General features: G+C 43.8%; 11 protein-coding genes. 9 read left to right on the forward strand and 2 right to left on the reverse strand.

Going from position 1 to position 12,123, the window contains the following annotated elements; translation table 11 throughout:
* Window positions 1–15 precede the first annotated feature (15 nt).
* The gene (gene tssF / locus EKN56_RS11865; protein WP_130591972.1) at window positions 16–1,767 is read right to left on the reverse strand and encodes a type VI secretion system baseplate subunit TssF; all 1,752 of its coding nucleotides are present in this window, start codon (window positions 1,765–1,767) and stop codon (window positions 16–18) included.
* Window positions 1,768–1,844: 77 nt separating this feature from the next.
* Window positions 1,845–2,360, reverse strand: coding sequence for an Hcp family type VI secretion system effector (locus EKN56_RS11870; protein ID WP_130591973.1), 516 nt, complete (start codon window positions 2,358–2,360; stop codon window positions 1,845–1,847).
* A gap of 638 nt (window positions 2,361–2,998) precedes the next feature.
* Here EKN56_RS11870 and tssB point away from each other — a divergent pair.
* The 9 genes from tssB (at window position 2,999) to icmH (ending at window position 12,112) form a co-directional block, all read left to right on the forward strand.
* Window positions 2,999–3,511: a type VI secretion system contractile sheath small subunit gene (gene tssB / locus EKN56_RS11875; protein ID WP_407656555.1), complete on the forward strand. Its 513-nt coding sequence runs from the start codon at window positions 2,999–3,001 to the stop codon at window positions 3,509–3,511.
* Between the two features lie 100 nt (window positions 3,512–3,611).
* Entirely contained in the window at window positions 3,612–5,099 is a 1,488-nt protein-coding gene (gene tssC / locus EKN56_RS11880) for a type VI secretion system contractile sheath large subunit (protein ID WP_130591975.1), read from the forward strand.
* Window positions 5,100–5,102: 3 nt separating this feature from the next.
* Entirely contained in the window at window positions 5,103–5,519 is a 417-nt protein-coding gene (gene tssE, locus EKN56_RS11885; protein WP_130591976.1) for a type VI secretion system baseplate subunit TssE, read from the forward strand.
* A gap of 33 nt (window positions 5,520–5,552) precedes the next feature.
* Entirely contained in the window at window positions 5,553–7,277 is a 1,725-nt protein-coding gene (gene tssF / locus EKN56_RS11890; RefSeq protein WP_130591977.1) for a type VI secretion system baseplate subunit TssF, read from the forward strand.
* Window positions 7,256–8,233, forward strand: a complete 978-nt coding sequence (gene tssG, locus EKN56_RS11895; protein ID WP_130591978.1) for a type VI secretion system baseplate subunit TssG — start codon at window positions 7,256–7,258, stop codon at window positions 8,231–8,233. The genes tssF (EKN56_RS11890) and tssG overlap by 22 nt, the downstream gene beginning before the upstream one ends.
* Window positions 8,234–8,235: 2 nt before the next feature.
* Complete coding sequence (gene tagH / locus EKN56_RS11900; RefSeq protein WP_168189649.1) at window positions 8,236–9,474, forward strand: type VI secretion system-associated FHA domain protein TagH; 1,239 nt, start codon at window positions 8,236–8,238, stop codon at window positions 9,472–9,474.
* Complete coding sequence (tssJ, locus tag EKN56_RS11905; protein WP_130591980.1) at window positions 9,471–9,995, forward strand: type VI secretion system lipoprotein TssJ; 525 nt, start codon at window positions 9,471–9,473, stop codon at window positions 9,993–9,995. Before tagH ends, tssJ begins: the two co-directional genes overlap by 4 nt.
* 9 nt (window positions 9,996–10,004) lie before the next feature.
* The gene (tssK, locus tag EKN56_RS11910; RefSeq protein WP_130591981.1) at window positions 10,005–11,348 is read left to right on the forward strand and encodes a type VI secretion system baseplate subunit TssK; all 1,344 of its coding nucleotides are present in this window, start codon (window positions 10,005–10,007) and stop codon (window positions 11,346–11,348) included.
* Window positions 11,348–12,112, forward strand: a complete 765-nt coding sequence (gene icmH, locus EKN56_RS11915) for a type IVB secretion system protein IcmH/DotU (protein WP_130591982.1) — start codon at window positions 11,348–11,350, stop codon at window positions 12,110–12,112. The genes tssK and icmH overlap by 1 nt, the downstream gene beginning before the upstream one ends.
* Window positions 12,113–12,123: the final 11 nt, after the last annotated feature.

Raw genomic sequence — 12,123 nt, forward strand, 5'->3', positions numbered from 1 at the left:
GATGAGTTTTATTCATCAAATTTGCTCTCTTCCACCTAAGATTGGTGCCAGAGACCATAATCGCTGGGTTTTGCTATTAACGATTTTCATCATCAGGAAATTATTTTTTGTCATACAGTACGGAAGTACATTTCCTAAAATGAAACCAAACTGATACATATCCCCGTCATCGCTAAAATTGTCAGGATTCAGGGTTAACACCATTTCCAATCCACGTTTCATCACCCCTTTATGCCAAATCCAGTCCAGCGCCTGGGTTTTAAGGCTGACAATGCCCGATAAGCGCTGTTCACTTAGCTGCTGTAACGGTGCGCTGGTATGGATATGGAAATTCAAATCGGTCAACAGTTGTTTGATGGCGGCCAAATCTTTTAAAAACATTGGACTGAGAGATAAGTGAGAAATAATGGGCCAATGACTATGACTATCCACTAGTGGCGCGATTTCATGGGTTGGTCGGGTAATATTAGAAAAATTGAGGCTATTAGAAATATCCAGCGTTGGCATACAAATATCACCAATATCTAAACCGCCGCACAGTTGTCCGTTAGTCACAATTACATCGCAAAAAAATGTTTTATTAGGGAAATCGACAATACGTTTTCCCTGACTATCAATAAACGTAATTAGCGTTTGCGCTTCGCCTTTGACGTTATGTTCCAGCATGCACTGATAGTAAATCTGGCTATGATCAAAGTTATTGGTTGTAAATTGCGTTATTGGCAGATAATTGATTGAATCACCACGAGAATTACGTATACCAGACTCAAGAATCGAATAGATCGATTTAATCTGATAAACGTTATGGTTCACTTCATCCTGATACTGATAGGTACTTTGCCCTTTTATAAAATCGACGATCTGCGGCTTGCTCTGACAAAGATTAATAACGGGTACGCAATTGGTGAAAAAAACCGTAGTCACATCAATAGGTTTATCGGTCAGTAATGGCTGATTAAATTCGAATTGCAGCTCAAAAGTACCATCCTCATTCAACAGAACAGTATCCAGTTCAGCGCTAAAATCGATAGTAATAAAGTCATTGACATGCGGGAGATGAAAATATTGCTGTAACAGCTGCAGACGCCAAAATAGTGGAATATCCAGTGGAAGAATCAGGCTTTCGGGATCCGGAGTAAAGGTTTGAATCACGCGATTGGAGAGTGAGAAACGTTTGTCACCACAAACCACCGCAACCTTCTCCAGATATTGCTGCAACCATAATTGCAGCAGCCCGGCAGTTTGTTGGTCCGGACTTAAGAACAGCGTAAATGGCTCAGTTACCCACTTCCCCTCTTTGGTAATATTTCCTTGCCATTCAACTTTCAGCTTTATCATGCCGTTAGTCGGAGTATTAACCAGCGTACAATCACGAATAATGCAGGGAACAACGTTGACATCTCTTGCCAGCTGGTAAGTACAGGCTTCATCATTGCCCAGATCGGCTTCAACCCGACTGCCTTTCATCAAATGATAAATTTCATCCGACTTGGGGCGAAAATTAAGAATCGATGTGGAAGGTATTGGCCTGATTGGCGTAGGCCATACCCGAGACAGCAGATTTTGCGTGATTTCCGGAAACGCGTCATCCACATTTTGCCGCAGTTTAGCCATCAAAAAGGCAAAGTGTTCAAACAAAAATTCAACGTCTGCATCGTTTTCTGAAGATTGCAGAAACTCACCAAATGTTGGATTTTGGTTTGCTCGCTCGGCAGCCAATTGCTTAATGTATTGCAGCTCGTCCTTGAAGCAATCCCTTAGCTCCATACTGACTCCTTATATCGTCTATGCAAGATAGCCGCATCGGTACAGATGCGGCTATTTTCAAGATACAAACACTAAAATCAAACGGCTGGTTTACGCCAGTCATCTGCACCGGAAGTACCAGCAACTACGTGTTCCCAATCAATTTTGCGATAGGCTAAATGCACATCAAGCAATTGAGTGAAATGAGACTGAGATGGGTCCTGGCTGTTAGGCATCACTAAATCCATATTTACAATAGTGGCGTCTTCCAGTTTGGTGGTGAAATAGTGCTCCTGCTTACCATCAGGAGACGTTCTGTACCATTTCAGTGCTACTTCCGGCAGACTTTCACCCGCCGCTAATGCGTTATAAAGCAACGGAACGGCTTTATTTAACGCGATAGTAAGAACCAGAGGTTTGTGTTGACGTTGGCCTGAAGGCTGACCATTTTGTGGGTCGGTAGGAACAAAGACTTGATGTTTCACTTCCTGAACGATCATCTCATCTTCATGACCTTCAATAAATCCCTGACCAACAGACTCAAGAGTATAAGCACCCTGAGTAATGTTGCCTTGAGTTTTTCCAGTGATGGATACAAAAGGTGGTGTTGGCATCGCATTCTCCTTTAACATTTGATTGCCAAGTGTGTATTCAGAATAACAATTACTGCCTATCAGTAAGTTATTCTAAATTTCTTAAAACGATGAATGTATTTACTAAAAATTCATTTAAAATACACTCATGTCTAAATTCCATTTCCGATACATGAATATCAATTATCAAGAAAAACATCTATCATTCAATCAGACAGCGTCTAAGAACAAAACTTAAATTCATTTACATTAATAACAATATAAATAGAAAGTTAATTCAATAAACAGAAAAACGCATTAAAATACTGATTGAAAATAATAATTTTAAATATGTTATACATATATCAATCATATTTACACCTGCTATTTTTACCAGTTTTTAAATTTATAAAAATCTAAAAATGTCGTATGGCAACACCATCAAAATATAATAAACAACAACAAAAAATAAATTTAATTATATGATAATTAATGGATTTTCATTAAAATAAAAACCAAAAAACAAACACAATGGAAACATTTAAAATTAAAAAAATAAATATAATTGCTATTGCCATTTTTAATTTTGACCATTATTGTTTGTGGCACACATATCTAAAATTCAGATTAGATTTAATTAAATACACTTTACTCCCCAGGATCTAGTTAGCAAAGGATTAATCATGGCTGGTAAAAAAGGTAGTGTTGCACCCAAAGAACGTATCAATATTAAATATACAACTGAAACAAATGGTCAGGTCGCGGAAAAAGAATTACCTTTCCACGTATTAGTGACAGGTGATTTCACCGGAAAAACTCAAGACACACCAATAGAAGAGCGTAAACCAATATCAATTGATAAATATACTTTTGATTCGGTAATGGCTAATGCAGGTATTGAGCTTGAATTTTCAGTTCCTAATCGCTTAGAAGATGATTCAAAAGTTGAATCTGAAATTCCTATCAAATTAAAAGTTGAAACCCTTAAAGACCTATCGCCGGATAGCATTGCGCAGGCCGTTCCCGAGTTGAAAAAACTCATTGAACTTCGGGAATCACTGGTAGCCCTGAAAGGCCCACTCGGTAATAAACCCGCATTTCGCGCTCAAATCGAAGCCATTCTTGGTGATGAAGCAAGCCGTGAACAGCTACTGCGTGAGCTGAGCATGACAACTGAATCGGATAAACACTAACTATTGCATCCACTTGCAATAAAGACCGGTGAAATAAATTCATGGGTTATGTGCAGTCGCTATGTGATTGCATTCGTGTTTTAACAAGGGATTACTTTTTATGTCTATAGCTGAACAAAATGTTGCCGCTGATTCCAAAGAGCAAGCGCTTAGCTCCATGAGCCTGTTGGATCAGATTGCCTCCCAAACCAACTACTCACCGGCTGATGAAAGCTACGATATTGCTAAACAGGGTATCGCTACATTAGTTTCTCATCTTCTGGATACGGGAAATACCGAAGAACCCGTTAATAAACAGCTAGTTGATCGAATGATTGCCGAGCTGGATAAAAAACTTAGTGTCCAGCTTGATGAAATTTTGCATAACCAAGAACTGCAAAAAATGGAATCTTCATGGCGCGGTTTAAAACTGTTAATTGACCGTACCGATTTCAGAGAAAACATCAAAATCAACCTGCTGTATGTAACCAAAGACGAAATGCTGGAAGATTTCGAGTTTGCGCCTGAAATTACTCAGTCTGGTTTATATAAGCACGTTTACTCAGCACAATATGGTCAGTTCGGTGGTGAACCTATTGGCGCTATTCTGGCAGATTATCAGTTCTTACCTAATGCGCCAGATATCAAGCTGCTGCAATACACGTCTGCAGTAGGGGCAATGGCGCATACGCCATTCATCTCTTCTGCCGCACCTCAGTTCTTTGGCATTGATAGCTATACCCAGTTAGACAGCATCAAAGAACTAAGCTCGGTATTTGAAAGCCCGACTTACACCAAATGGCGCTCTCTACGTGAAGCCGAAGACTCCAGAATGCTGGGCCTGTTAACCGTAAGGAATCTGGCTCGTCTGCCCTATTCTCCGATGGATAATCCGGTGAAAAGCTTCGGTTATGAAGAGGACGTTAGCCATAATCATGAGCATTATCTCTGGACCAATGCCGTATACGCATTTGGTACCCGTTTAACCGATAGCTTTGCTCAATACCGCTGGTGTCCGAATATTATTGGACCAGAAAGCGGCGGTGCCGTTGAAGATCTGCCGGTACACGTATTTGAAGCCATGGGTGAATTGCAAACCAAGATCCCAACAGAAACGCTGATTACCGACCGCCGTGAATTCGAACTGGCTGAAGAGGGCTTTATTGCGCTGACCATGCGTAAAGGTTCAGATAATGCTGCGTTCTTCTCTGCTCAGTCGGTACAAAAACCGTTGAAATTCCCGAATACTGACGAAGGTAAAGCGGCAGAAACCAACAGCAAGCTAGGGACTCAATTACCTTACATCATGCTGTCTACCCGTATTGCCCACTATCTGAAAGTGATTCAACGCGAAAAACTCGGTTCTTATCAGGAAGCCGCCGATGTGGAACGCAACCTGAATACCTGGCTGAAGCAGTATGTTTCCGATCAGGAAAATCCACCGGTAGACGTTCGCTGCCGTCGTCCATTCCGCGCTATCAGCTTAACCGTTAGCGATGTTCCGGGCGAACCAGGCTGGGTGAAAACACGTCTGTTACTTCGTCCACATCTGAAAAGCATGGGTTCATACACTGAGCTCTCGCTGGTAGGACGCCTGGACAAGGAGTAATACATGGCGACCTTACGACGTTGGAATACCGGCAGTAAAGGCAGCCTGTTTGACCGATTACAAAACGATCAGCCGCGACTCAAAGGGGACGCGGCCTTTATCCTGTCGGTAAAAAACAATCTGCGCCATATTTTCAACGCCAGACCGGGTGAATGCCATGGAACTAAAGAGCTGGGCATTATTGATGTTAATGATGCCCTGCTCAGTACGGAAGAAATTCAGAGTTCTATATGCCAATCGATTCGCCACTGCATTGCACGCTATGAGCCCCGTATCAGCCAAACCCAGGTTGTGGTGCGGCAGGACCCTATTACCTTTACCTATTATTTCTCGGTAATTGCTCAAATTGCACAAGTTTACGATGTAGAACGAATCGAACTCGATATTCATATTAATAACAATAAATTAGAAGTTATTTAGCCACGTATTTTTTTGAGCTTGATTAGGGATGATATGCTGCCAGATAGTTATATTAAACAAGAAAAATACTATCTTAATGAGGAGAGTAGAAAATTCGTTGAGGAGTTCCCTCAGGCCTCCCAGTTTTTGTCAGAACCCTATTTCGATCCGGACGTTAACCGCACGCTCGATGGATTTACCTATCTAAGCAGTCTGCTGCACGCCAGAATTAATCAGGAATATCCTCAGCTTACCGCTAACCTGATGGATATGCTGTGGCCCAATTATCTACAGCAGACGCCCAGTACTACCATTATTGAATTTAAAACTCACAATGGAACCGCGGTAGAGATTCCACACCATGCTAACGTATTCAGTCCGGTAACTACGGAACATTCCCGTTCCTGCACATTCAGAACCACGCGCAGTACCTGGGTGATGCCATTTGATATCAACCAAACGATTAAAGCATCGCCGGATACTATCCATCTGCATTTCAGCGCCCAAAGCGCTGAAAATCAGAATTTGTCAGCCGTTGGTTTCGATAAGCTAAGACTGTTTCTGGGAGCCGATATTCTGACCGGCTGCCAACTATATCTCTATCTGGCTGAGTATCTGTCCAGCGTTACCCTGACGGTTAATGGTCAATCATTGCCTATGCCAGATTTACAAGCGATTCCCGTTGGTTTTGATGCTGCTCAGGCTATTCTGGATTATCCGACCAATACTTACGCCGGATACCGTTTACTGCATGAATATTTTACCTTTACCGAAGGCTTCCTGTTCTTTGATTTTAAAGGGTTCCCTGATTATCTGGATCGTTTAAATACCAAAGAATTTACTCTGGCGTTTAAATTCAAACGCCCGTTGCCCGCAACCTTAAAACTAACCGCCGACTCGATAAAAATTAACTGCGCTCCGGCAATTAATCTGTTTTATCACGATTGCGAACCGATTTCTCTTGATGGTGATAAAACCGAATATCCTTTATATATCAACCATCAACACCGTGAATATTATGAGCTATTTGCTATTGATAGCATCAGCGGCTGGAGTAAAAACCAGATACGTAAATATTCCCCGTTTGACAGTTTTCTCCATCAGACCCGTTATGAAAACGGTAAGATCCCGCTCTATTTCCATCTCAATCGGAAGTCGGATCGTGAGCAAGAGCAGATCGCTTATTCTCTCTCTTTTGTCAGAGGCGATGAAACTCAGCATTTTAATCATGACGAAATCATTTCCATCCGCGCCTTGTGCAGTAATCGGGACGAAGCGCAAAAATTAAGAATTGGCGATATCTGTCTTGGTGGCGAAGAGATCCCGAGCTTTGTCTCATTAAGCAATGTGACTTACCCGTCCCGGGTTATCCGTCCGGATCTGGATGGCAGCTTGCAGTGGACGACTATCTCGTCCCTTTCGTTGAACTATTTATCTCTGTTGAACAAGCACTCTCTGTGCCAGATTTTACAAAATTACAATTTCACTACCCGCTATAGCCAGCGGGCGGAAAAGTCGATGAGTAAGCTGCTGGCATCTATTCATAGTTTTGAGTCTGAACCCCATCAGCAGTATTACAACGAGTTGATTATTGAGGGGCATAAGTCAACGCTGGTTATTTCACCGGCGGCATTTAATAACGTTGGGGAAATGTACCTGTTTGGTGCGGTTATCGCCCATTTTTACTCCCAATATGCCACGGTCAATTCATTCCATTTTTTGGAACTGGTTAATGCATCAACACATGAGGTGTACCAATGGTCGTTGATGAATACCTGATTCCGGAACAGGCGGAAAAATATAATTTTTATCAGTTGATTGAGCTACTGGCGAAATCAAGCCATGTGGATATTGATAACTTACTGAATTTACCTCCACATAAGGAATTTATTCAGTTTATCAGTAATCCATCGCTGGCCTTTGTCACCCGAGATATCTCTGCGGTGACGTTTAAAGATAACAAAATACAGATCAAGCTCCCTTTTCTGAGCTTGACCGGTACTCACTCCCCACTGCCAAACTATTATCTGGAAGATATGGCCTGGGAAGAGATCCAGCAGGATTACCGTTTAACCGCCCTGCTCGATCTGTTTAATCATCGCCTGGCAACCTATTTGTACAAAATCTGGCGTAAATATCGTTATTACATTTGCTACAAACACAGCGGCGAAGATGAGTTTTCCCAACGAATGTTTGCCCTGGTTGGATTAGGCAAAACCAGCATACGGCAATCGCTACAGGTGAACCAAAGCAAGATGCTTTCGTATGCCGGTATTCTTGCCAGTTCGGGGCGTTCGCCTCATCTGATGGCGTCGCTGATTGCTCACTGTTTCGATCTCTCTTCAGTAAAAATCCAGTCATGGCAATTTCGCCGTGTAGCCATTCCTCAACAGCAACAAAACCGCATTGGTCTGGCTAATTCGGTGCTGGGGGAAAACTTCATTATCGGCACCCACATTCCTGATTACAGCGGAAAATTTATTCTGACGATCGGTGAATTAAGCCGTGAAAAGATGGAGCAATTTCTGCCTACCGGTTCGCTTCATCATGCACTTCATAACTTTGTTTCATTCATTTTGAGGGATCAGTTCGCCTGGGACCTGCAGTTAGTACTGGCTCAAAACCAACTCAGCAGCATGACATTAGGCAGTGATACCGGATGTTATTTAGGTTGGACAACCTTTTTGCAAGAACCACCACGCAATCCCAGCATTATGCTGAAGATGCAGGAGTAATTATGAATCATTCAAACACGCTGACGCTTCAGATACTGAATAACGACAGCCTTGCCAGTGGCAAACATGGTAATACTCTCATTGGTTCACAGGGTGCAACCATTGGCAGTAATCCCGACAATTTTTGGTCCATTCAAAATCAAAAGGGGCAAATTGAGCCTCTGCACGCTAAAGTTGATATGGTGGATTCCCACTTCTGCATTAGCGCTTATGCACCTGATTTATATCTGAATGATGTTGATCTGTTTGCCAAAGCTAAGCCTGTACGATTGCAGCATGGGGATGTGCTTAAATTATCTGATTTCAAAATAAAAGTTCAGGTCAATCCCGATGGTAAATTGTATCAGGACCCGCTATCCATGCGCCCTGAAGATATCATCGCTAATCACCATGACACCATTAATGAAATTCTCTCCAGAAAGCCGGGGTCATCCTCAGGTGATTTGGCTTTGCCTGAATTCCAACAAACTCAGGTGATTTCATCCCTGCCTCTCGATCCAATGAAAGTGTTGGATTCAGAACAGGCTCCTGTATCCGGGTCTCCGCGCACCATACAGCCAACGGTCACGACACAAAATGTGCTGGATCACTCTATCCAGTTAGAAGAAAAGCAAGGCTATGACGCTATGCCGATGGATAACGATCTCACGCATCTGGCGATCAATCCGCTGTTTCAGGGGATGAAACACACCATTAATCTGAAAGACAGTAAAGAAGCCTATGATTTACTGGAAGAGATTGGTTATAGCATCCGAGCCGTGATTGAAGGATTAAGCTCACTGCACTCGGCTAATCTCTACTCATCAGATAAGCATCTGAGACCCATTGAGGATAACCCACTCCACCTTAAGCTTAGCTACGATGAAATGCTTAACCTGCTGTATTCCACCGATAAGTGCCCGGTGCATCTGTCAGCACCTTCAGCGTTCGCCGAGAGCTTAAATCAAATTCGCTTGCACCATACTGCCAACCAGATGGCGATTTCCGAAGCGCTTACCGCCCTGCTTAAAGCCTTTTCTCCTCAGGCGCTTATTGCCCGTTTCCTGCGTTACCGCCGGGCCAATGAAAAGAGCGCGCCGGATAGCAACTGGGCCTGGGAAATGTACAGCAGCTACTTTGACGAACTGACCTCTAACCGCCAGCAAGGGTTTGAAAAACTATTCTGGGAAATATACGAACAGTCTTACGACAGGCACATTCGCCAGCTGCAACAAGAACTGGATGGAAAGGATCGGTTATGAAACGCATCGGGGCAGTAATTCTGATCTTCATCAGTCTGATGCTGTCTGGCTGTGAAGTTTCCAAGAAGGTTTATACCGTGGTCACCGATCCGGACGTACCGGTAGGTTACCCGGACCAGAACCCCAGCGAAATTGAGTTCACGCTTCTGGCGGATAAAAACATTAACCCGAATCTGGAGGGAGAGGCTTCTCCTACCGATATTCAGGTGATCTATTTAGAAGATGACTCAAAGCTACTCAGTACCGATTACTACCAGGTTGCCACTGAACCCCTGGATAAGATTCTGGGGAAAAACTACATCGACCATCAGGATTACACCCTGGAACCAGGGCAATTTAAGCCGTTAAAACCAATGAAAATTGAGGCTAAAACTCAGTTTTTGGCAGTGATTGCTCACTATACCGGTTCAGATACCGGGGAAGTGTACTGGATGGATATCGTTGATATCGATGGGGTCGGACAAAAATACAAAATACTTATTCACTTACGCGCCGGCGAAGTCGAAATAAAGAAATCTTAAGGGAATAACATGGCAAATAAGAATCGCGTAGTCTGGCGTGAAGGACTTTCAATCGCACCACAGCATCTGCAACAGCAGCAGAGACACATTGATTATTTAGTTCACGGTAGAGTGGATGCTGCGGTTAATTACTCTTATGGCTTCAGCAGACTCTCTATTGACCACGAAATGCTGAAACTGGGGCGCGTGAGCATTACCGATGCGGCCGGTGTTATGCCGGACGGAACCCTGTTTGATATTCCTTTTGAAGATATTCCGCCTCAGCCCATTGAGATCCGTGATATTCCCAGCACCGATAGCCGTGATATCTATCTGGCACTGCCCATTGTTAGCGATGCGATTACTGAAATCCATCATGATTCAGATAATCTGTCTGAGATATCCCGCTTTAAGCATCATCCGCATCAGATCCGGGATTTACACACCCAAAACGGTAACTATGTGCAGGTGAGCATTGCCCGACTGGCTCCCCGCCTGATCAGAGGATCCGACAACCTGAGCGCCTACACGTTGCTGCCCCTGTGCCGCATAAAAGAAGTGGGTGCCGACGGCATGTTAACGCTGGATGAAACCTTTATTCCTACCATTTCCAAAGTTCGGGTAGCACAACATCTGCAAACCTTTCTGGAGGAAGTGGCAAACCTGGTAGCGGAACGGGCAAGGCAGCTGTCGGATAAAATTGGTTCTCCAACTCAGCAGGGGATATCCGGCGTTGCCGAATTCTTAATGTTGCAGTTACTTAATTCCGCTAAGCCGACCTATCGCCATCTGGCCCACACTCAGATCGTACATCCGGAAACCCTGTATTTAATGCTGACCAAAACCTGTTCAGAGTTGATGACCTTCACCTCTGAGTCAAAAACAGCTCAGGATTTCCAACTGTATAACCATGATGATCTGACGCGTACCTTCAGAGATTTGATCCTGAAAACCCGACTGGCATTAAGCATTGTTCTGACGCCAAGAGCGGTGCCGATTCCATTAATCGATCGCAGCGGTGTACATACCGGGGTGATTAACGATGTGGAACTGCTAAGAACCGCCAACTTTGTGCTGGCGGTCAAAGCTCAGCTGCCTCAGGACCAGCTTATTCGCCTGTTTGTACAGCAAACCAAAATTTCAACCCCAACCAAAATCGAACATCTGGTTCGCGTGCAGGTTCCGGGTATTCCGCTTACCCCATTGTCTGCCGCGCCGCCTCAGTTGCCATTCCATGCGGGATACATCTATTTCCAACTGGACAGTCAGGCAGCGGAATGGGAAGAAGTTATCAAGTCAAACAGCATTGCTTTCCACGTTGCCGGTAATTTCCCTGAGCTTGACCTGCAGTTCTGGGCAGTAAGGAGTAAATAATGAGTGAACAGCCACTATGGCATGGAGCCGACCAGTCCAGCCGCTATCTGAACAAGCTGGAACAGTACTCATTAACCCTGCGTGGGCGCAACGTTAACCCGATTATTGATGCCGCCACGCCGCTGTTGGGCATGATCCTGCGGATGCAGGATCTCTCTGTAGACCTTCCTGAACCTGACTACCTGTATCGTCAGGTTCAAACTGATATCGAAAGCATTGAACAGTTTTTAGAAATGGAAGGCTATGAGCCCGGTTCAATTGTTACTTTCCGCTATGTGCTCTGTACCTTTATCGATGAATGCGTGATGAGCGCTGACTCCTCGCTGGCCAAATACTGGAGCCACAAGTCGCTGTTGATTCACTTTCATAATGAAGGCTGGGGCGGTGAGCGGGTATTCCAGATTACCGAACGTTTAATGAATGAACCTAAACGTTACAAAGATATGCTGGAATTTATTTATCTGTGCTTTGGTCTGGGTTTTCGCGGACGTTATAAAGTGCAGAACGCCAATAATGATGAATTTGAACGATTATTCCGTCGGTTGCAAAGTCTGTTGCAATCACTCAACGGCGAGCCTGCATCAACCCGTCTGCATATGGGTGCGAAAAAACCTGCCCGCTACTTTTTACCTAAACAGTTGACCACCCGCCATATCGTTATTGGTGTGGTAGGTATTCTGCTACTGGCCTATTTTATCTATCTGTCCAAACTCAATTCGCAAAGCGCCAGTATTTTAGAACAACTGAATATGCTGCTTAAATAAAAGGAATTAGC

Source organism: Limnobaculum zhutongyuii, assembly GCF_004295645.1.
In the GTDB taxonomy this organism is placed as follows: domain Bacteria; phylum Pseudomonadota; class Gammaproteobacteria; order Enterobacterales; family Enterobacteriaceae; genus Limnobaculum; species Limnobaculum zhutongyuii.